This window comes from Jatrophihabitans sp. (genome assembly GCF_051960575.1).
Lineage (GTDB): Bacteria > Actinomycetota > Actinomycetes > Mycobacteriales > Jatrophihabitantaceae > JBQCEE01.
This window is the reverse complement of sequence record NZ_JBQCEE010000255.1, coordinates 1-20,127: the sequence shown is the minus strand read 5'-3', so window position 1 is coordinate 20,127 and position 20,127 is coordinate 1. Positions and strand designations below refer to the sequence as shown.

Sequence of the window (20,127 nt, the reverse complement as noted above, 5' to 3'; positions counted from 1 at the left end):
TGAAGATGCCGATGGCGTTCGAGCCGCCGCCGACGCAGGCGGCCACGGCGTCGGGCAGGCGGCCGCAGCGCTCGAGCACCTGGGCGCGGGCCTCGTCGCCGATGATCCGCTGGTACTCGCGCACCATGAGCGGGAACGGGTGCGGCCCGGCGACGGTGCCGAAGACGTAGTTGGTCGTCTCGACGTTGGTGACCCAGTCGCGCATCGCCTCGTTGATCGCGTCCTTCAGCGTGCGCGAGCCGGTCGTGACGGGCACGACCTCGGCGCCGAGCAGGCGCATGCGGGCGACGTTGAGTGCCTGGCGGCGGGTGTCCTCCTCGCCCATGTAGACGACGCAGTCGAGCCCCATGAGGGCCGCGGCGGTGGCCGTCGCGACGCCGTGCTGACCGGCGCCGGTCTCGGCGATGACGCGCTGCTTGCCGATCCGCTTGGTGAGCAGCGCCTGGCCGAGCACGTTGTTGATCTTGTGCGAGCCGGTGTGGTTGAGGTCCTCGCGCTTGAGCAGGATGCGGGCGCCGCCGGCATGCGCGCTGAACTTCGGCACGTCGGTGAGCGGCGAGGGCCGACCGGTGTAGTCGCGGTGCAGCCGGGCCAGCTCGGCGCGGAAGGCCGGGTCGGCCTGGGTCTCGTGGAAGGCGGCGGTGAGGTCGTCGATCGCGGCGACGAGCGCCTCGGGGACGAAGCGGCCGCCGTAGGGGCCGAAGTGGCCGGTGGCGTCAGGGACGACCGCGCCCTCGGTGGGACGGTTGGTGTCGGGCAGGACAGCGGACATGACAGGACTCCGGGTCAGCGAGGTTCGGGCGGGCAGGACGGAGCGGTCAGCCGCGCCATCGCCGGCCGGCCGCGGTGAGGAGCGCGCCCGCTGTCATGCCCGCAGTCTATCCGCCGCGCGCCACCCGACTGCCGTGCGCAGGATCGGCGGTCGCCGCAGCCGCGTCATGATCGTCGGCCTGTCACACTGGGCGCGGCGGGGTCCGAGGAGGAGCGCATGACCGAACCCACCGATCCCTGGCAGCCGCGCCACGCGCGCGCGGACGAGCCGGAGATCTACCTCGGGCCGCCCGCCATGCCGACCGGTGGGTCGCAGGCCCCGGCCGCGGCCGGGTACCCGCCGTCCGCCGCGCCCGCATACGGCTGGGTGCCGCCGGCGTGGCTCACCGACGCCCCGCCCCCGCCGCCACCCGCACCCCGCCGCAACCGGGCGCCCTGGATCGCGCTCGCGGTCGGCGTCCTGCTGGTCGCCGCCGGCGCCGTGTGGTTCGTCGCCCGGCACGACTCGTCGTCGTCCGCGGCGGGCAGGCTCGTCATGCCCGAGCGCATCGGCGCCTACACCCAGGTGCACGGCGCCGCGGCCGACCGCGAGCGGAGCCTGATCTCCGGGTTCGCACAGGGGTCGACCGCGGGCAAGCGGTTCTTCCAGGCCGCGAGCTTCGCCTTCTACGGCAAGGACGCGGGCGACACCCCGCAGCTGGTGAGCTTCGCCGCGCCGGCCTCGGCCGCCGCCGGCAGCCCGCTGGACGTCGACCAGCTGCGCTCGCTCGACCCGAACGCCCGCACCTACCCGGCCGGACCCCGGGGCGGCACCGTCGCCTGCGCCGTCATCCCGATCGCGACGCAGCACGAGACCCTCTGCGCCTGGCAGGACGCGCAGGTCGTCGGCGTGCTCGTCTCGGTGCTGCCCGCCCTACCGGGACCGCAGGCCGCGACCGTCGTCAACCAGCTGCGCGACGAACTGCACTGACCGTCCCGGCGGGTCGAGCGCGTCGACCCGCTCGGATCGTCAGCGCGAGGGACGCGGCGTGGCGGGGTGCGCGCCGGCGGTGACCAGCTCGGCGACGGCGTGGCGGGGGTCGGCCATGGTGACCAGCCCCTCGCCGACGAGCACGGCGTCAGCGCCCGCCGCGGCGTACTCGATGAGGTCGAGCGGCCCGCGCACGCCCGACTCGGCGACCTTGACCACGGTGCTCGGCAGGCCCGGCGCGATGCGCTCGAACGCGCCGCGATCGACCTCGAGGGTCTTGAGGTTGCGAGCGTTCACGCCGATCACCGTGGCGCCCGCGTCGAGGGCGCGGGAGGCCTCGTCCTCGGTGTGCACCTCGACGAGCGCGGTCATGCCGAGCGACTCGACCCGCTCGAGCAGGCCGATGAGCGTGTTCTGGTCGAGCGCGGCGACGATCAGCAGCACGAGGTCGGCACCGTGCGCCCGTGCCTCGTGCACCTGGTAGGTGCCGACGATGAAGTCCTTGCGCAGCACGGGGATGCGCACCGCGCGCCGCACCGCGTCGAGGTCGTCGAGCGAGCCGCCGAAGCGACGCTGCTCGGTGAGCACGCTGATGACGCGCGCGCCACCGGCCTGGTACTCGGACGCGAGGTGGGCCGGGTCGCTGATCGTGGCGAGCGCGCCCTTCGACGGGCTCTTGCGCTTCACCTCGGCGATCACGCCGACGCCGGGCTCGCGCAGCTTGGCGGCGGCGTCGAGCGCGCGCGGCGCGGCCAGCGCCTGCTCCTTGACGGCGGCGAGGGGCAGCAGCGCCTCACGCGCCGCGACATCCTCCCGGACGCCGGCGATGATCTCGTCCAACACACTGGCAGTCATGCGTCCGGCCTCCCCTCCGTCGTCGGATCGCAGAGCACGAGGGTAGCCAGCGCAGATGTGACGCACGGAACCGGGGCGGGTCGGCGCGGTGCGCTAGGCGGTCGGGTCGTCGCCCCGGTCGAGCGCCTTCCACAGTGCGAGATCGCCCGCGCCCGGTCGCTCCTCGTCCGGTGCGACCGCCTCCTGCGCCGCCGGCGTCTCGTACCGGCGGGACAAGCCGGTCCAGCGGGCGCCCCGCGCAGCGACGGTGAGCCCCGCGAGCGCGACGAGCACACCACCCACGACCGTGAGCACGCCCCACTGACCGTGCGTCGTGCTGCGGATGACCGCGTCGGTGAGCGCCGCACCGCGCTGGTGGGCCTCGAGCAGCGATGCCGCCCGAGCCGTCGAGACGCCGCCGGACGAGGTGCTGCCGCGCCACACCGCCGCGACGCCGACGACGACGAGCAGCACGCCGACGCCCTGCCGCAGGCGCCCCTTCGTGGCAAGCACCGCGACGACGCCCGCAAGGGCGGCGAGTGCCAGCGCGAAGGGGGCTGCGTCGAGCGTGCGGCCGGTGACGTCGAGGGCGAGCGGGATGCGCTGCGGGCGGTCGGCGGTCAACGACACCCAGGCGCGGCTGGACGCGAACAGCACGAGCCCCGCGCCGGCGAGCTGCAGCAGCAGCGCGGCGCCGAGCTCGCGGCGCTCGGTCACGGGCCGGCCACCGTGCGCATCGTCTCGGCCGTCGCGATCGCCTGCAGCACCGCCCGCGCCTTGTTGCGGGTCTCCTGCTCCTCCTGCGCCGGCACGCTGTCGGCGACCACGCCGGCCGCCGCCTGCACGTAGGCCTTGCCGTCGCGCATCACCGCGGTGCGGATCGCGATCGCCATGTCGAGGTCGCCGGCGGCGTCGAGGTACCCGACGGCGCCGCCGTAGACGCCGCGGCGAACCGGCTCGAGTTCGTCGATGAGCTCCATCGCCCGCACCTTCGGCGCGCCCGTGAGCGTGCCGGCCGGGAACGTGGCGACCAGCACGTCGTAGGCGTCGCGTCCCTCGGCCACGTCGGCCTCGACGGTCGAGACGATGTGCCAGACGTGGCTGTACCGCTCGACGGCACCGAACTCGACCACCTGCACCGAGCCGGGGGCGGAGACGCGGCCGAGGTCGTTGCGGGCGAGGTCGACCAGCATGATGTGCTCGGCCTGCTCCTTCGGGTCGCTGACCAGCTCGGCGGCGAGGGCGGCGTCCTTCTCGGCGGTGTCGCCGCGGCGGCGGGTGCCGGCGATCGGGTGCAGCACCGCGCGTCCGGCCTTCACCGTCACGAGCGCCTCGGGGCTGCAGCCGACGATGTCCACCTCCGGTGTGCGCAGGAAGTACATGTACGGCGAGGGGTTGAGCCGCCGCAGCACCCGGTACACGTCGAGCGGGTCGGCCGTCGTGTCGGCGACGAAGCGCTGCCCCACCTGGATCTGGAACACCTCGCCGGCGCGCACGGCCTCGAGCGCCTGCTCGACCGCGGGCTGGTACTCGCCCTCCGGCGTGCGCGACGGCGCGTCCTTCGGCCCGACGACGTCGAGCGTCGCGACCGTCGGCGGCGCGGGCGTGGCGAGCGCCGCCTGCATGGCGTCGAGTCGGGCGACGGCGTCGGCGTGCGCGGCGTCGATCGCGTCGGACGACATGCCAGGCTGCAGCAGCGCGTTGGCGATCAGCACGACGTTGCCGGTGTGGTGGTCGACCGCGGCGAGGTCGGTGACGAGCAGCATCGACAGCTCGGGCAGACCGAGTTCGTCCACCGCCTTCTCGGGCAGCCGCTCGATGTGGCGCACGAAGTCGTAGGCCAGGTAGCCGACCAGTCCGCCGGTGAGCGGCGGCAGGTCGGGCAGGCGCGGGCCCTTGATCGCGCGCCAGGCGGCGCCGAGCACGTCGAGCGGGTCGCCGGTGGTGGGCACGCCGGCCGGCACCTCCCCCGTCCACACCGCCGCGCCGTCGGCGACCGACAGCGCGGCGACGGCGTGCACGCCGACGAACGACCAGCGCGAGAACGACGCGCCGGCCTCGGCCGACTCGAGCAGGAAGGTGCCGGTGCGGCCGGCGGCGAGCTTGCGGTAGACCCCCACCGGGGTCTCGGCGTCGGCGAACAGGGTGCGGGTCAGCGGCACCAGGCGGTGCGTCGCGCTGAGGGCGTCGAGGTCGGCGCGGGTGATCATGCCGACGCCTCGGCGAGCAGCACGTCCGCGTCGAAGCAGGTGCGGTCGCCGGTGTGGCAGGCGCCGCCGACCTGGTCGACCCGGACGAGGATCGCGTCGCCGTCGCAGTCGAGCGCCACCGAGTGCACGTGCTGCACGTGCCCGGACGTGTCGCCCTTCACCCAGTACTCCTGCCGCGACCGCGACCAGTAGGTGGCCCGACCGGTGGTGAGGGTGCGGTGCAGCGCCTCGTCGTCCATCCAGCCGAGCATGAGCACCTCGCCGGTGTCGTACTGCTGGACGACGGCGGCCACGAGCCCGGCGGCGTCGCGCTTGAGACGCGCGGCGACGGCAGGGTCGAGACCCGACTGCACGACACGGGACATGGGTCGATTGTGCCGGTCGACGGCTACCCGGTTGAGTCCGCCCGGGTGGCGGCGGGCAGCCGGACGGTCGCCGTGCTGCCGTGCTCGACGGTGCTGTCGAAGCGCACCGTGCCCCCGTTGGCCTCGACGAGCGACGCCACGATCGACATGCCGAGGCCCGACCCGCCGCGGGCCCGCGTGCGGGACTTGTCGGCGCGCCAGAAGCGCTCGAAGACCTTTGCCGCCTGCTCGGGCGGCAGGCCAGGGCCCGCGTCGATCACCTCGAGGACTGCGGTGTCACCCTCACGGCGCCCGCGCACCGCGATCGGGCCGGCCGGGTCGGTGTGCACCGCGGCGTTCGTGACCAGGTTGCGGACGACCCGGACGAGCTGGTCGGGGTCGCCGAGCACGGTGAGGCCGGCGTCGGCGGTGAGCGTGATGTCGCGCTGCGGGAACGCGGCCCGCGTGCTCGTCACGACGTCGTCGAGCAGCTCCGCCACGTCGATGAGATGCGGTTGCGGACGCGAGTCCGCCTGGTCGGTGCGCGCCAGCGTCAGCAGGTCCTCGACGAGCCGCGACATGCGCGTGCCCTCGCTCTCGATGCGGCCGAGGGCGTCGCTGTTCGCCTCGTGGTCGCCCGCGCCGCCCTGCAGCCGGGCGAGCTCCGCGTAGCCGCGGATGGACGTCAGCGGCGTGCGCAGCTCGTGCGACGCGTCGGCCAGGAACTGGCGCATGCGCTGCTCGCTCTCGAGCCGCGCGGCGAACTGGGTCTCGACGGCCGAGAGCAGGGTGTTCATCGACTCGGCGAGCTGCCCGACCTCGGTGACGTCCTCGGTCATCGGCACCCGGCGGTCGAGCCCGGCGCCGGTGGGCGAGAGCTCGGCGGCGACCTCGCGGGCGGTGCCCGTGACGGCGTAGAGGTTGCGCAGGCTGCGGCGCACGCCGTACGTGGTGACCACGAAGCCGAGCAGCACCGCCGCGCCACCGAACGCCAGTTCCGCCCGCAGCAGCTTGCTCAGCGTGTCCGCCTCGCTGTTCGTCGAGAGGCCGACGACCGCGACCGCGTCGACGCTGTCGCCGGTGATCCGGTTGTGCACCGTGCCGGGCACCAGCGCGACCCGTAGCTGATGACCGTCCGTGGTGCGCACGGTGGCGAGCTCGGGCGGCTGCTGGCCCGGCGGTGCGGCCTGCGCGGGTGCGCTCGCCCACCCCGCCTCGGCCAGGCGGGTGCGGTCGGCCGCCGACAGCCGCATCGCCGCGACGCTGTTGTCCATCGGGTAGGTCAGGAAGTCGCCCGTCGGCGAGAGCGCGACCGCCCAGATCTCGGTCGACTGCACCGAGGACGTGCGCGTCGACGGCCCGAACACCTGGTAGAGGTTGCCGGTGACGATGTTGGTCACCTGGCGGTCGAGCTGCTCGTCCAGGTACCGGTGCATCAGGAACCAGGTGCTCGCACCGAGCAGCAGCACGAGGCCGGTCGTCAGGCCGACCACCATGACGACCAGCCGCGACCGCAGGCTGCGCAGCAGCAACCGGCGCGGGGCACCGGTGCCGGCCGCGGCCCTCGCCTGTTCGGCGTGCGCCGCGTCGTCGCGGACCGCCGGCGGCAGCCAGACGAGACCGGTGTCGGTCATGGTCGGATCACGTGCGCGGCGCCTTGATCACGTAGCCGGCGCCGCGGACGGTGTGGATCAGCTTGGGCTCGACGTTGTCGATCTTCTTGCGCAGGTAGCCGATGTAGAGCTCGACGATGTTCGACTGGCCCTGGAAGTCGTACTTCCAGACCCGGTCGAGGATCTGCGCCTTGCTCAGCACCACCCGCTCGTTGCGCATGAGGTAGCGCAACAGCTCGAACTCTGTGGCGGTGAGGTGCACCTCCTGGCCCGCGCGGGTGACCTCGTGGCTGTTCTCGTCCAGTTCGAGGTCGGCGATGCGCAGCACGCCGTCGCGGGCGGTGTCCGGCGCCGAGCGGCGCAGCACCGCGTGCACCCGCGCCAGCAGTTCCTCGATGCTGAACGGCTTGACGACGTAGTCGTCGGCGCCGGCCCGCAGGCCGACGATGCGGTCGCTCGCGGTGTCGCGGGCGGTGAGGAAGATGACCGGCACGTGCGAGCCGGCGGCGCGCAGGTTCTGCAGCACCCCGAGGCCGTCCATGCCCGGCATCATCACGTCGAGCACGACGAGGTCGGGGTCGGTCTCGGCGACGCGGGCCAGGGCCTCGGGGCCGTTCTCGGCGGTGACCGTCTCGAACCCGTCGAAGCGCAGGGCGGACGAGACCAGGTGGGTCACGTTCTCCTCGTCGTCGACGACCAGGACCCGTCGCTTGGTGCTGCTGTTGATGGCCACCGTCGCCGCACTCATCCCTGTCTCCTCGTGGTCGCTGCCTCGTTGCTCAGGGCTCCATCATCGAAGCGGCGACTGTGCCCATGGTGGGCACAAGCTGAGAATGGGCTAGGTGGGCGACCCGGCACGAGCGGGAAGGCGCCGGCGCAGCGCGTCCGAGCCGCGCACCAGCAGCTTCGGCGGCGTGCGCTCGAGCCACCACCACGAGCTGGGCACGAACATGAGCACCAGCGAGACGACCGACGCGACGAGCACCAGCGCCGCGACCGTGGCACCGCCACGCGTGGGGTCGACGATGAAGTCGACCGACGCGGCGGCGACGCCGAGTTCGAGGATCGCCAGCGGCCAGCGGCGCACGCCGCTGAGGAACCAGAGCAGGCTGATCGACAGCAGGCCGAACAGCACCGCGGCCACGATGCCGGCGATCAGCTCGCCGCCGGTCGAGCCCGTCACGTCCGGCGGGTGCACCGGCTTGATCGTGCCGTGGATGATGAAGATGATCGCGTAGACGGCCAGGAACGGCAGGGCCGCCGACGCGCCCGCGACCGCGCCGGTCACCGCGGCCGGCGTCTGGTGCGTGTAGTCGTCGCGCACGAAGAGTCCTTCTGTCGTTGCAGCGCCGCGGGGCTGGCGACGGTGCTGCCGTACCAGGATGCCGCACCCGCAGCCCTGATCGGTACCGCTGCGGGTCCGTTCCCAGGACGGACTTCCGTCCCCCCATCGGCCGGCCGGCGCCGCACTTGAGCGCTTCGTGCGGGATCAGCGGATCTCGTTGCCCGCCGCCCGCAGCGCGTCCTTCACCGCCCCGACGGTGAGGTCGCCGAAGTGGAAGACGCTGGCGGCGAGCACGGCGTCGGCGCCGGCGGCGACCGCCGGCGCGAAGTGCTCGACCGCGCCCGCCCCGCCACTGGCGATGACGGGTACGGTCACGGCGGCCCGGACGAGACGGATGAGCTCGAGGTCGAAGCCGTCCTTGGTGCCGTCGGCGTCCATCGAGTTGAGCAGGATCTCGCCCGCGCCGAGCTCGGCGGCCGCCATCGCCCACGCGACCGCGTCGACGCCGGTGCCGCGGCGGCCGCCGTGCGTGGTGACCTCGAACCCGCTCGGCGTCGGCGCCTCGCCGGCGGGCACGCGGCGGGCGTCGACCGAGAGCACCAGCACCTGGCGTCCGAACCGCTCGGCGATCTCGGCGAGCAGCTGGGGCCGGGCGATCGCCGCGGTGTTCACCCCGACCTTGTCGGCGCCGGCGCGCAGCAGCGCGTCGACGTCCTCGACCGACCGCACTCCGCCACCCACGGTGAGCGGGATGAAGACCTGCTCGGCCGTGCGGCGCACGACGTCGTAGGTGGTCTCGCGGCCGCCGGACGACGCGGTGATGTCGAGGAAGGTCAGCTCGTCGGCGCCCTGCTCGTCGTACCGGCGCGCCAGCTCGACGGGGTCGCCGGCATCGCGGAGGCCGACGAAGTTGACGCCCTTCACCACGCGTCCGGCGTCGACGTCGAGACACGGGATGACACGGACGGCGACGCTCACCCGGTCAGGGTAATGATCGGCGCAGGATGGGCCGCATGTCTCTCGCCGCGTCGCACTCGGCGCTCGCCATCACGCTCTGGGTGCTCGCCGGGCTGGTGCTGCTCGCTGTGGTGTCGGCGGTGGTCGGCCGGGCGATCATCCGGCGCGGCCTGCGCGAGCCGTTCGTGGTGCGGGCGATCAACCGGGCGAGCGACAAGGTGGTCGACGCGGTGAAGCTGCCGATCACGATCGCCGTGCTCGACGAGGTCGCAGATGTGCTGCGCACCGGCCACTACACGCGCAACATCGCCGCGGCGCTCAAGGAGAACCGCGGCGAGCTGAAGCAGATGGTCGCCGAGAAGATCAAGAACGACCCGACCGCGGGTGCGATCAACCTGGTGCTGTTCCACGACCGCATCATCGACGTGGCCGCCGAGACCGCGCTGCGGGTGATCCTCGAGGTGCTGGCCGACGCCCGCACCGACGAGCTCATCTCGGACCTGCTGCGCGACAACATCGACCAGATCCGCGCCGACCTCAGGTCGCGGCAGTGACGCTCGGCGGCGTCAGCGCACGGCGGCGAGGGCCTCGGGCAGGGTGAAGGCTCCGGCGTAGAGCGCCTTGCCGACGATGGCGCCCTCGACCGTGCGGCCGGCGCCGGTGGTGAGTGCGGCGATCGCCCGCAGGTCGTCGAGCGACGACACGCCCCCGCTCGCGACGACGGCGGCGCTCGTGCGCTCGCACACCTCACGTAACAGGTCGAGGTTCGGGCCGGTGAGCGTGCCGTCGCGGCGGACGTCGGTGACGACGTAGCGGGTGCAGCCGTCGGCGTCCAGGCGGGCCATCGTCTCCCAGAGGTCGCCGCCCTCCTGCGTCCAGCCGCGGGCGGCGAGCGGCGTGCCGCGCACGGCGAGGCCGACGGCGATGCGGTCGCCGTACTCGGCGATCGCCGCGCGCACCCAGTCGGGCGACTCGAGCGCGGCCGTGCCGAGATTGACCCGCGTGCAGCCGGTGGCGAGCGCGGCACGCAGCGAGGCGTCGTCGCGGATGCCACCCGAGAGCTCGACCTTGACGTCGAGCCTGCCGACCACCTCGGCGAGCAGGTCGCGGTTGCTGCCGCGTCCGAACGCGGCGTCGAGGTCGACGAGGTGGATCCACTCGGCGCCGTTGCGCTGCCAGGTGAGGGCGGCCTCGAGCGGGTCGCCGTACGAGGTCTCCGAGCCCGCCTCGCCCTGCACGAGCCGCACCGCCTGGCCGTCGGCGACGTCGACGGCGGGCAGCAGTTCGAGGGTCATTTCCTACTCCGATCGAAGAAGAGCGTGACGAGCAAGGGGCTGGCGACGACGCAGACGAGCGCGGTGACGAAGGTGATGCCGGCGTCGCGGCTGACGAGGTACACGACCAGCAGCAGGCCGAGCACGACACAGCCGAGCACGCCCCACGTGGCCCGGTTGCGGTGGAACGACGGGCCGTGCTGCCAGAGCCGCAGCTGACGCCACAGCCGGCGGCGCCGTTCCTGCCGGGCGCGTTCGGCGGCGAGCTGCTCGCGCTGCCGTGCCGCCTCGGCCGCCCGGGCCTCGGCCGCCGCCTGCCGCGCCGCCCGCGCCTGCGCCCGCTGCTTGCTCACGCCGCGCCCCGCCTCACAGCGTGCGGAGCCAGTGCTCGAGCAGGGTGGCGCCGGCGTCGCCGGACTTCTCGGGGTGGAACTGCGTGGCGCTCACGAGGCCGCGCTCGACGGCCGCGACGAAGCGCTCGCCGTGCTCGGCCCACGTGACGAGGCCGTCGGTGTCGTGCACCGCGTACGAGTGGACGAAGTAGAAGCGGGTGTCGGCGTCCATGCCGGCGAACAGGGTGCTGCCCTCGGGCGGCGTGACGGTGTTCCAGCCCATGTGCGGCAGCACAGGGGCGTGCAGCGGCTCGACGCGTCCGGGCAGCACGCCGAGGCCCTTCGTCTCGACGCCGTGCTCGACACCGGCGTCGAAGAGCACCTGCATGCCGACACATATACCCAACAGCGGACGCTGCGCCGCCAGCCGCTCGGCGATCGCCTCGCGGGCCCCGATCCCGTCGAGCCCGGCCATGCAGGCGGCGAACGCGCCCACCCCGGGCACGACCAGGCCGTCGGCCTCGACGGCGGCGGTGGTGTCCGCCGTGACGGTGACGTCGGCCCCGACCCGCTCGAGCGCGCGCTGCGCCGACCGCAGGTTGCCCGACCCGGAGTCGAGCACCACGACCTTCGGCGTCATGCCGCCTTGTCCCCCGCCCCAGTCAGTGCTCGGGCCGCGACATGCCTGGCGCTGGGGACAAGCGGCATCAGAGGACGCCCTTGGTGGACGGGATGCCCTGGACGCGGGGATCGAGCTCGGTCGCGAAGCGCAGCGCGCGGGCGACCGCCTTGTACTGCGCCTCGGTGATGTGGTGCCAGTCGCGGCCGCCGTGCACGGTGACGTGCAGCGCGATCGCGGCGTGGTACGTGAACGACTCGAAGACGTGGCGGGTGAGCGTCGTGGCGTAGTCCGGGCCGATGGTGGGCGGCGCGCCGGCGGGCTCGGTGTGCACGAGGTACGGGCGGCCGCTGAGGTCGACGGCGGCCGAGACGAGGGTCTCGTCCATCGGGATGACCGCGTCGCCGAAGCGCCGCGTGCCCGCCTTGTCCCCGGCCGCCCGGGCGAAGGCCTGGCCGAGCGCGATCGCGGTGTCCTCGACGGTGTGGTGCGCGTCGATGTGCAGGTCACCCTCGACCTGCACGGTGAGGTCGAACAGCCCGTGCTTGCCGAACGAGCCGAGCATGTGGTCGTAGAAGCCGACGCCGGTCGACACGTCGGTGCGCCCGGTGCCGTCGAGGTCGATCTCGACGAGCACCTTGGTCTCCTTGGTGGCCCGCTCGATGCGTGCGGTACGGCTCATGCCGGTTCCTCCATGCCTGTGACGTCGAGCAGGGCCGTGCGGAACGCGGCCATCTCGTCCGGGGTGCCGATCGAGACCCGCAGCCAACCATCCGGCCCGGTCTCGCGGATCAGGACGCCGCGGTCGAGCAGCCCCTGCCACACCGCGTGGCGGTCGGGCAGCCGGCCGAAGAGCACGAAGTTGGCGTCGGAGTCGCACGCCTGCAGGCCGATCGACCGCAGCCAGGCGACGGTGCGGTCGCGCTCGGCGCGCAGCTCGTCGACGGCGGCGAGCAGCGACGAGGCGTGCGCGAGCGCGGCGCGCGCGGCGGCCTGGGTGACCGCCGACAGGTGGTAGGGCAGCCGCACGATGCGCACGGCGTCGACGACCGCGGGGTCGGCCGCGAGGTACCCGAGCCGGCCGCCGGCCAGCGCGAACGCCTTCGACATGGTGCGGGTGACGACCAAGCGGGGGTGGGCGGGCAGCAGCGAGAGCGCGCTCGGGGTGCCGGCACGGCGGAACTCGCCGTAGGCCTCGTCGATGACCACGACACCGGTCGATGCCTCGGCGATCGCCTCGATGTCGGCGAGCGGCAGCGCGGTGCCGGTGGGGTTGTTCGGCGAGGCGAGCAGGATCACCGAGGGCCGGTGCTCGGCGATCACCCGCAGGGCCTCGGCACGGTCGATCGAGAAGTCGTCGGCCCGCCGCCCCACGACCCAGGAGGTGTGGGTGTCGCGCGCGTACTCGGGATACATCGAGTAGGTCGGCGCGAACGACACCGCGGTGCGTCCGGGGCCGCCGAATGCCTGCAACAGCTGTTGCATGATCTCGTTCGAGCCGTTGGCGGCCCAGACGTTCTCGACGCCCAGGCCCACTCCCCCGTCGCCGTTCAGGTAGGCGGCGAGATCGGCACGCAGCGCGAGCGCCTCGCGGTCGGGGTAGCGGTTCAGCGTGCGGGCGGCGTCGGCCACCGCCTTGGCGATGTCGTCGACGACCGCGTCGCCGGGCGCGTACGGGTTCTCGTTGACGTTGAGCTGCACCGGCACGTCGAGCTGCGGCGCGCCGTAGGGGTGCTCGCCGCGCAGGTCGTCGCGCAGCGGCAGGTCGTCGAGCGTCAGCCGGTTCATCGGAGGCGTGCGGCGACGGCGGCGCCGTGCGCCGGCAGGTCCTCGGCCGCCGACAGCGCGAGCACGTGCGGCGCGACCTCGGCGAGCGCCTCGGCGCTGTACTCGACGAGGTGGATGCCCTTGAGGAAGGACTGGACCGACAGCCCCGACGCGTGGCGCGCGGTGCACCCGGTGGGCAGCACGTGGTTCGACCCGGCGCAGTAGTCGCCGAGCGACACCGGCGAGTGGGCGCCGACGAACACGCAGCCGGCGTTGCGCACCCGCTCGGCCCAGGCGCGGGCGTCGGTGGTGATGACCTCGAGGTGCTCGGCGGCGTAGGCGTCGACGACCGCCAGCCCCTGCTCGAGGTCGCGCACGACCACCGTGCCCGACTGCGGCCCGGACAGCGCGGTCCGCACCCGCTCGACGTGCTTGGTGAGCTCGACGAGGCGGGCGACCTCGACGTCGACGGCGTCGGCGAGCTCGACCGACGTCGTGACGAGCACGGATGCGGCGAGCGTGTCGTGCTCGGCCTGACTGATGAGGTCGGCAGCGACGTGCACCGGGTCGGCCGTGTCGTCGGCCAGGATCGCGATCTCGGTCGGGCCGGCCTCGGCGTCGATGCCGACGACGCCGCGCACGAGGCGCTTGGCGGCAGCGACGTAGAGGTTGCCGGGGCCGGTGATGACATCGACCGGCTCGATGCCCAGGGCGAGGTCGCCGTACGCGGCGAGCGCGATCGCCTGGGCGCCGCCCACGGCGTACACCTCGTCGACGCCCAGCAGCGCGCACGCAGCCAGGATGGTGGGGTGCGGCAGCCCGCCGAACTCCTGCTGCGCGGGGGAGAACACCGCGATCGACCCGACACCGGCGACCTGCGCGGGCACGACGTTCATCACCACGGACGACGGGTAGACGGCCAGTCCGCCGGGCACGTAGAGGCCGACCCGGCCCACCGGCACCCACCGCTCGCTGACCGTGCCGCCCGGCACGACCTGCACGTCGTTGCCGCTGCGCCGCTGCGCCTCGTGCACGATGCGGGCCCGGCGGATCGACTCGACCAGCGCCGCGCGAACGTCGTCGGGCAGCGCCTCGAGCGCCTCCTTCAGCGCCGCGGCCTCGACGCGCGGCTCGGCGACGTCGACACCGTCGAAGCGCAGGGTGGCCTCGCGCGCGGCCGCATAGCCCCGGGCGGCCACCCCCTCGACGATGGGGGCGACGGCCGCCACGGCCGCATGGACGTCGACGGCCGCCCGCGGCAGCACCCGGCGCAGGTCCGGGTCGTCGGCGGTGGTGAGGTCGAGTCGGCGCAGCACGGCTCGATTTTACGGGCGCACAGAAATCCTCGCCGCCGCTCGCCGGTGCCGCGTCCACCGCGCTAACTTCGACGCGTGGCCGCGGAGCTCGCCCTGTTCCCGCTCAACCACGTGCTGCTGCCCTCGATGCCGCTGCCGCTGCACATCTTCGAGCCCCGCTACCGGCAGATGCTGCGCGACGTCGCCGCGGTGTCGTCGGGCCACGGGTCGTTCGGGGTGGTCGCGCTGCAGCGCGGGAACGAGGCCGGTGGCGGCGGGCTGCCGGACGTGCACCGCGTCGGCACCGTCGCCGAGATCGTCGAGGTCGAGACGAACGCCGACGGCACCTCGGAGGTGCTGGCCGTCGGCAGCCGCCGCTTCACCGTCGAGGCCCTGCTCGCCGACGGCGCGCCCTACCTTCGGGCGCGGGTGACCTACCTGGACGAGCCCGACGGGCGCGTCAACGACGCCCTCACCGGCCTCACCCGCCGGCTCATGACGCGCTACGACGCCGCGCTCATGGAGCGCACCGGCCGCACGACCGGCGCCGAACTGCCGGGCGACGCGGCCCAGCTGTCCTTCCACCTCGCCGCGCGGCTGCCGCTGGGGCCGCTCGAGCGGCAGCAGTTGCTGGCCGACCCGGACGCCGGCGCGCGACTGCGGCGGCTGGTGCACCTGCTGCGCCGGGAGACCGCGCTGCTGCGCAGCACCGGCTCGATCGCGGTGTCGCCGAGCGTGCTACGGCTGGCCGCCCTGCCCAACTGACGGCGGCGCGCCGGGCCCCTGCGGCGGCGGGGCGCCCGGCTGCCACGGCGGCGCCGGCACGAACTGGGCCGCCCGGCGCTCCAGCAGCATGCGCCGCACCGGGTCGCGCCGGCCGAGGTCGTCGCGTCCGGCGAACGACACCAGCACGCCGTAGACGAGGACGGCGGCGGCCGCACCGAACAGGTACAGCGACGGTGCCTGCACCGACAGCCTCGTGTGCTCGATGCACTGCCCGTCGACCACCTGCGCGAGGTAGATCCGGCACGCCGGGCCCGAGTCGTGGCCGCCGCCGGTGAGCCAGCCGACCAGGCGCATCGCCTGGGTGCCGAGCAGGCAACCGATCGCGAGCGCGGTGACGGTGATCGGGCCGCGCAGGCGGGTGCGGGTGTAGAGCAGGCCGCCGGCCAGCACGCCGAGGCCCAGGGTCAGGATCGCGAACCGGCCGTCGGCGGACACCGCCGCCTCGTTCTCGTCGATCAGCCAGGTGACGCCGTCGCTGCCACGCTTGAATGCGGCCCCGGTGGGCGGCGACCACCAGGCCCAGACCAGCCCGAGCAGCGCGCCCACGACGGTGAGGACCGCGACCACGACGGCACCCCGGCGCAGGTCGCGGGCGGTGTCGCGCACCGGTCGGGCCACCGGTGGCGGCGGCGCGGGGTGGGCGGGCGCCGTCGGCGACCAGCCGGTCACGCCGGCCCCTGGCACGGGCCGCGGCTGACGCCCGCCGAGCCGGGGAAGGCCGCGCGCAGCAGGTGGTGCAGCTCGTCGACCCGCGCCGGGGTCACCGCACGGTCGACGTCGAACGCGCGCAGCCGCTCGAGGGTCTCGGCCCGCCGGCGTGGGCGGACGAGCCGGATCGCGAGCAGTGGCAGCGTCCAGCTGCGTCCGGGCAGGCCGACGCGACGCAGCTCGGCGAGGATCGCGCCGCGGGTCTCGCCGACCAGCGCGTGCAGGCGGTCCTCCAGGGGGCCGTAGCGGTCGGCGGCGGTGAGCCGGCGCAGCACCAGGCGCACGAGGCCGCGGAAGGCGAGCACGAGCACACCGGCCAGCGCCAGCAGCACGGTGACGAAGGTGAGGTGCGTGCTCCACTGCACGAGCACCGCGAGCGCGAGCAGCACGACGGCGACCACGAGCAGCGAGGTGCCGATCGAGGTGCCGATCGCGCGGCCGACGAGGTAGCGGGCCAGCGCCCACTGGCTCAGCGGGGTGCCCTGCCGGAACCGCCCGACCTCCGGCTCGCGGGGCCCGTTGCCGTCGCCACTGCCGCCGCTGTCGCCGGACGGCGACGGCCCGGACGGCTTGGACAGTTCGACCGACACCGTGCCGAGATTACCGGGACGCGGCCGGCCGGCCGCCGCCGAACCGCGCGGGGCGGGCCGGACCCTCAGGCGGCGCGGCGGCGGAAGCGCAGGCGGGGCCGCCGGACGGGTCGCGGCTGCGCAGCGCGGTCGTCCGGACCTTCCGGCTCGCCGGCCGCCGAGTCCGGTCGTGGCGCCCGGACGAGCATGGGGGCGGCGACCCCGCCCTGCTCGCCGCGCGCGCCGGCCCACGGCTGCAGCGGCGGCAGCGCGCCCCGCACGGCGTCGATGCGCTCACGGATCGCGGTGTGGGCGTCGCCCTCGACCAGGCCGTGGTCGGCGGCCCAGCGCGGGTCGGGCGTCGGCCGGTACCCGACGTGGATCGCGGCCCACGTGGTGAGCACGCCCGAGCCGTGGAAGGTCTGGTTGCCCAGGGTCGGTCGCACCCCGTAGTCGGTCAGCACCGCCGTCGGCACCCGACGGCGGATCGCCTCGAACGCCGGGGCCGCGCCGACGGTGACGCACAGGTCGGTGCGGCCGAGCACCTCGCTCAGCGGCTCGTGCACGCAGTGCAGGTTCGCCGGCAGCACCACGTCGGGGTCGAGCAGCCGCCGGAACTGGTCGCGCTCGACGTCCACGAGCGTCTCGTCCGGCCGCCCGCGCAGGGTCACGAGCACCTGCCGCAGCGGGTGCCGGCGGGCGTGGGCGACGGCCTGGACGAACAGGTGCCGGCGCTCGTCGCGGCGGGCCGGCAGGAGCGGTGAGGCCACGAGCGTGAGCGTCCACGGCCGACCGCGCACCGCGGTCGGGTCGTGCAGCGGCCCGGACGCCGGGACGATCGTGCGCACCACGCGGTGGCTGCCGAGGCCGAGCTCGTCGAAGACGGCGCGGAAGCGGCGGGCAGCCACCTCGGAGTTGGCCAGCACGATGTCGGCGCCCGAGCGCAGCAGCAGCCCGTCGATCTTGTGGTCGGGGACAGCGCCGAGATAGCCGGTGATGACGACCGGACGGTCGGGCCGGTCGCCCCAGGCGGCGGCGAGCTCGCGCAGCAGGTCGTGGATGCGGCCACCGGCCGTCGCCAGCACGATCGCGTCGGCGTCCGGGTCGGTGGGGCGGTCGGTGGCGTCGACGGCGATGCCGAGGCCGGCGGCCAGGGTCATCGCCCACTGCCGCCGGGCCGGGGTGTCGGCGACGACGTGCACGATCGGTGCGCTCACACGCACGACGCTCGCCGGGTCGGGCGACGTCGAGCACCCGCCCACGTGAACGTCAGGCGACGGTCACGTGGCGATCGTCACGCGACCGGTCAGACCTCGACGACGACGCCCTCGGGGGTCACCGTGGTGGCGTCGGGGTCGTCGAACCAGCGGCCGCCCGAGCCGAGGTAGCGGAACTTGACCTCGCTGCCCGCGGGCACCTCGACGGTGACGCTGCGGGTGCCGTTGCTGCGCTTCACGAGCTTGTGCTTGCCCGGCGTCCAGTCGTTGAAGGTGCCGACCGCGGAGACCGGGCCGTCGTGCACGTCGTCCGGCAGGACGAGCTGGATCTTCGTGTTCCCGGACTTCTGCGACTGGATCTTGATGGCCATGCTGCTCCTCGACCTGCGGTGGTGCGGTGGCACCAGCTTAAGCGGCGCGTCCGCAGGTCAGGGCGCGCCACGCAAGATCCCGCTCAGGCGTTGACGAAGATCGCGCCGGCGATCCAACCGACGACCACCACCACGATGAGCACGAGGAGCACGGTGAACCAGATCTTCGACTGGTTCTTGCCCTCGGGCGTGCCGTGGTAGGAGGTGCCGGAGGTCGACGACTCGATCGGCGGGGTATCCCCCGGGAGCACACCGGCGCCCGGTTCGAGCCCGGGGGTCTCGGCCGGGTCGGGGTCGGGGCTGTGCAGAGGCTGCCGCTGCGGAGAGGCCATGCCTCACTGCTACCGCGGCAGGCCGCCGCCCAATCACGACCGTCGGTCAGGCCACGATCGCGCCGGGCCCGAGCAGGGCCTTGAGGTCACCCATGAGCGCCGCGGACGGGCTCACGCGGTAGCGGTCCTCGAGCTTCAGGATGTGCTCCCGGTTGCCGTTGGCCAGGGTCAGGTGCACCTCGGTCGTGCCCGGGTGGCTGGCGAGCACGTCCTTCAGCCGGCCGATGAGCGGCGGCGTGCAGCGCGCCGTCGCCAGCTTCAGCGCCACCGGCCCGCGCGGCCCCTGGGTGGTGTCGAGGATCTGCAGGTCGCTGGCGATGAGCTTGATGGTGTCGTCCCGCGCGTCGGTGCGGCCCTTGATCGCGACGATCGCGTCCTCGGTGATCGACAGCGCCACCTGGGCGTAGGTCTGCGGGAAGAACATCACCTCGATCGAGCCCTCGAGGTCCTCGAGGATCACCTGCGCCCACGGCGCGCCGGCCTTCGTGACCCGGCGGTTCACCGAGGACAGGATGCCGGCGAGCGTGATGCTCTGCGGCTCGTCGGAGGCATCGGCCTGGATCGCCGCGATCGTGGCGTCGGCCGCCGAGGCGAGGATGTGCTCGAGGCCGAACAGCGGGTGGTCGCTGACGTAGAGCCCGAGCATCTCGCGCTCGAACTGCAGCAGCACCTTCTTGTCCCACTCGCCGTCCGGGACGCGGACCGCGAAGACGTCGTCGCCGGGCGGGGCGCCCGCCGCGGCGTCCTCGGCGCCGAACGAGCCGAAGAGGTCGAACTGGCCCATCGCCTCGGCCCGCTTGGTGTCGAGCACGGCGTCGACCGCCGGCTCGTAGACGTTGATCAGGCCGCGCCGGGTGTGCTGCAGCGAGTCGAACGCGCCGCCCTTGATGAGCGCCTCGATGGTGCGCTTGTTGCAGACGACCGCGTCGACCTTGCGCAGGAAGTCGCCGAAGTCGGCGAACTGCCCGCGGGCCTTCCGCGTCGCGACGACGGACGCGACGACGTTCGCGCCGACATTGCGGATCGCGGTGAGGCCGAAGCGGATGTCGGTGCCGGTCGGGGTGAACTCCGCCTCGGACTCGTTCACGCACGGCGGCAGCACCCTGATGCCCATGTGCCGGCACTCGGCCAGGTACACGGCCATCTTGTCCTTGTCGTCCTTGACCGACGTCAGCAGCGCGGCCATGTACTCGGCCGGGAAGTTCGCCTTGAGGTACGCCGTCCAGTACGACACCAGGCCGTACGCGGCCGAGTGCGCCTTGTTGAACGCGTAGTCGGAGAACGGGACGAGGATGTCCCACAGGGTCTTGATGCACCCGTCACTGAACCCGTTGGCCTTCATGCCCTCGCTGAAGGGCACGAACTCCTTGTCCAGGATCTCCTTCTTCTTCTTGCCCATCGCGCGGCGCAGCAGGTCTGCTTGTCCGAGCGAGTACCCCGCCACCCGCTGCGCGATCGCCATGACCTGCTCCTGGTAGACGATCAACCCGTAGGTGTCGCCCAGGATGTCGGCCAGCGGCTCGGCCAGCTCGGGGTGGATCGGCACGACCGGCTTGCGGTCGTTCTTGCGGTCGGCGTACTCGTTGTGGCTGTTCGCGCCCATCGGGCCCGGCCGGTAGAGCGCGCCGACGGCCGAGATGTCCTCGAAGTTGTCGGGACGCATGGAGCGCAGCAGCGCCCGCATCGGGCCGCCGTCCAGCTGGAACACCCCGAGCGTGTCGCCGCGGGCGAGCAGTTCGAAGGTGGCCGGGTCGTCGAGCGAGAGGTCCTCGAGGACGACGTCCTCGCCGCGGTTGGCCTTGATGTTCTTCAGCGCGTCGTCGAGCACGGTGAGGTTCCGCAGCCCGAGGAAGTCCATCTTGATCAGGCCGAG

At 73.7% G+C, this 20,127-nt stretch carries 24 protein-coding genes; 3 read left to right on the top strand and 21 right to left on the bottom strand.

Annotated elements, in window-relative coordinates; genetic code table 11:
- On the bottom strand, positions 1-772 hold a 772-nt coding region (locus tag ACTHMS_RS14475; protein ID WP_440307378.1), incomplete at its 3' end, for a tryptophan synthase subunit beta.
- 216 nt (positions 773-988) lie between these two features.
- On the opposite strand from ACTHMS_RS14475, the gene ACTHMS_RS14470 reads away from it, so the two are divergent.
- The gene (locus tag ACTHMS_RS14470) at positions 989-1,741 is read left to right on the top strand and encodes a hypothetical protein (protein ID WP_440307377.1); all 753 of its coding nucleotides are present in this window, start codon (positions 989-991) and stop codon (positions 1,739-1,741) included.
- 39 nt (positions 1,742-1,780) lie between these two features.
- On the opposite strand, the gene trpC is transcribed toward ACTHMS_RS14470, so the two are convergent.
- The 8 genes from trpC to hisF all read right to left on the bottom strand — a co-directional run bounded on the left by trpC (position 1,781) and on the right by hisF (position 9,005).
- Complete coding sequence (gene trpC / locus ACTHMS_RS14465; RefSeq protein ID WP_440307376.1) at positions 1,781-2,596, bottom strand: indole-3-glycerol phosphate synthase TrpC; 816 nt, start codon at positions 2,594-2,596, stop codon at positions 1,781-1,783.
- A 93-nt stretch (positions 2,597-2,689) separates the two neighbouring features.
- Entirely contained in the window at positions 2,690-3,292 is a 603-nt protein-coding gene (locus tag ACTHMS_RS14460) for a Trp biosynthesis-associated membrane protein (RefSeq protein ID WP_440307375.1), read from the bottom strand.
- A complete protein-coding gene (locus ACTHMS_RS14455; protein ID WP_440307374.1) occupies positions 3,289-4,785 on the bottom strand; it encodes an anthranilate synthase component I in 1,497 nt (498 codons plus the stop codon). Before ACTHMS_RS14455 ends, ACTHMS_RS14460 begins: the two co-directional genes overlap by 4 nt.
- Entirely contained in the window at positions 4,782-5,150 is a 369-nt protein-coding gene (gene hisI, locus ACTHMS_RS14450) for a phosphoribosyl-AMP cyclohydrolase (protein ID WP_440307373.1), read from the bottom strand. Before hisI ends, ACTHMS_RS14455 begins: the two co-directional genes overlap by 4 nt.
- A gap of 23 nt (positions 5,151-5,173) precedes the next feature.
- Positions 5,174-6,763, bottom strand: coding sequence for a sensor histidine kinase (locus ACTHMS_RS14445; RefSeq protein ID WP_440307372.1), 1,590 nt, complete (start codon positions 6,761-6,763; stop codon positions 5,174-5,176).
- Positions 6,764-6,770: 7 nt separating this feature from the next.
- Positions 6,771-7,490, bottom strand: a complete 720-nt coding sequence (locus ACTHMS_RS14440) for a response regulator transcription factor (protein ID WP_440307371.1) — start codon at positions 7,488-7,490, stop codon at positions 6,771-6,773.
- A gap of 90 nt (positions 7,491-7,580) precedes the next feature.
- Positions 7,581-8,066 (bottom strand): hypothetical protein, encoded by a 486-nt coding sequence (locus ACTHMS_RS14435; protein ID WP_440307370.1) that lies wholly within the window; start codon positions 8,064-8,066, stop codon positions 7,581-7,583.
- A gap of 165 nt (positions 8,067-8,231) precedes the next feature.
- Positions 8,232-9,005: an imidazole glycerol phosphate synthase subunit HisF gene (hisF, locus tag ACTHMS_RS14430; protein WP_440307369.1), complete on the bottom strand. Its 774-nt coding sequence runs from the start codon at positions 9,003-9,005 to the stop codon at positions 8,232-8,234.
- A gap of 35 nt (positions 9,006-9,040) precedes the next feature.
- Between hisF and ACTHMS_RS14425 the strand changes: the two genes are divergently transcribed.
- Complete coding sequence (locus tag ACTHMS_RS14425; RefSeq protein WP_440307368.1) at positions 9,041-9,538, top strand: hypothetical protein; 498 nt, start codon at positions 9,041-9,043, stop codon at positions 9,536-9,538.
- A 12-nt stretch (positions 9,539-9,550) separates the two neighbouring features.
- On the opposite strand, the gene priA is transcribed toward ACTHMS_RS14425, so the two are convergent.
- The 6 genes from priA to hisD all read right to left on the bottom strand — a co-directional run bounded on the left by priA (position 9,551) and on the right by hisD (position 14,292).
- Positions 9,551-10,279, bottom strand: coding sequence for a bifunctional 1-(5-phosphoribosyl)-5-((5-phosphoribosylamino)methylideneamino)imidazole-4-carboxamide isomerase/phosphoribosylanthranilate isomerase PriA (gene priA, locus ACTHMS_RS14420; RefSeq protein WP_440307367.1), 729 nt, complete (start codon positions 10,277-10,279; stop codon positions 9,551-9,553).
- Positions 10,276-10,611: a hypothetical protein gene (locus ACTHMS_RS14415; protein ID WP_440307366.1), complete on the bottom strand. Its 336-nt coding sequence runs from the start codon at positions 10,609-10,611 to the stop codon at positions 10,276-10,278. Before ACTHMS_RS14415 ends, priA begins: the two co-directional genes overlap by 4 nt.
- A 13-nt stretch (positions 10,612-10,624) precedes the next feature.
- Positions 10,625-11,230: an imidazole glycerol phosphate synthase subunit HisH gene (gene hisH, locus ACTHMS_RS14410; RefSeq protein ID WP_440307365.1), complete on the bottom strand. Its 606-nt coding sequence runs from the start codon at positions 11,228-11,230 to the stop codon at positions 10,625-10,627.
- Between the two features lie 67 nt (positions 11,231-11,297).
- Complete coding sequence (gene hisB / locus ACTHMS_RS14405; protein WP_440307364.1) at positions 11,298-11,891, bottom strand: imidazoleglycerol-phosphate dehydratase HisB; 594 nt, start codon at positions 11,889-11,891, stop codon at positions 11,298-11,300.
- Complete coding sequence (locus ACTHMS_RS14400) at positions 11,888-12,997, bottom strand: histidinol-phosphate transaminase (RefSeq protein ID WP_440307363.1); 1,110 nt, start codon at positions 12,995-12,997, stop codon at positions 11,888-11,890. Before ACTHMS_RS14400 ends, hisB begins: the two co-directional genes overlap by 4 nt.
- A complete protein-coding gene (gene hisD / locus ACTHMS_RS14395) occupies positions 12,994-14,292 on the bottom strand; it encodes a histidinol dehydrogenase (RefSeq protein ID WP_440307362.1) in 1,299 nt (432 codons plus the stop codon). Before hisD ends, ACTHMS_RS14400 begins: the two co-directional genes overlap by 4 nt.
- Before the next feature lie 75 nt (positions 14,293-14,367).
- Here hisD and ACTHMS_RS14390 point away from each other — a divergent pair, with 75 nt between their 5' ends.
- A complete protein-coding gene (locus ACTHMS_RS14390) occupies positions 14,368-15,036 on the top strand; it encodes an LON peptidase substrate-binding domain-containing protein (protein ID WP_440307361.1) in 669 nt (222 codons plus the stop codon).
- On the opposite strand, the gene ACTHMS_RS14385 is transcribed toward ACTHMS_RS14390, so the two are convergent.
- From ACTHMS_RS14385 to dnaE, 6 genes are all read right to left on the bottom strand, one after another.
- Positions 15,010-15,726, bottom strand: a complete 717-nt coding sequence (locus tag ACTHMS_RS14385) for a DUF2567 domain-containing protein (protein ID WP_440307360.1) — start codon at positions 15,724-15,726, stop codon at positions 15,010-15,012. The genes ACTHMS_RS14390 and ACTHMS_RS14385 overlap by 27 nt on opposite strands.
- Entirely contained in the window at positions 15,723-16,355 is a 633-nt protein-coding gene (locus ACTHMS_RS14380) for a hypothetical protein (protein WP_440307359.1), read from the bottom strand. The genes ACTHMS_RS14385 and ACTHMS_RS14380 overlap by 4 nt, the downstream gene beginning before the upstream one ends.
- Positions 16,356-16,420: 65 nt before the next feature.
- Positions 16,421-17,551, bottom strand: a complete 1,131-nt coding sequence (locus ACTHMS_RS14375) for a DUF6716 putative glycosyltransferase (protein WP_440307358.1) — start codon at positions 17,549-17,551, stop codon at positions 16,421-16,423.
- A gap of 89 nt (positions 17,552-17,640) precedes the next feature.
- Positions 17,641-17,922 (bottom strand): isoamylase, encoded by a 282-nt coding sequence (locus tag ACTHMS_RS14370; RefSeq protein WP_440307357.1) that lies wholly within the window; start codon positions 17,920-17,922, stop codon positions 17,641-17,643.
- Between the two features lie 83 nt (positions 17,923-18,005).
- Positions 18,006-18,254: a DUF6480 family protein gene (locus ACTHMS_RS14365; protein ID WP_440307356.1), complete on the bottom strand. Its 249-nt coding sequence runs from the start codon at positions 18,252-18,254 to the stop codon at positions 18,006-18,008.
- A gap of 46 nt (positions 18,255-18,300) precedes the next feature.
- On the bottom strand, positions 18,301-20,127 hold a 1,827-nt coding region (gene dnaE, locus ACTHMS_RS14360; protein ID WP_440307355.1), incomplete at its 5' end, for a DNA polymerase III subunit alpha.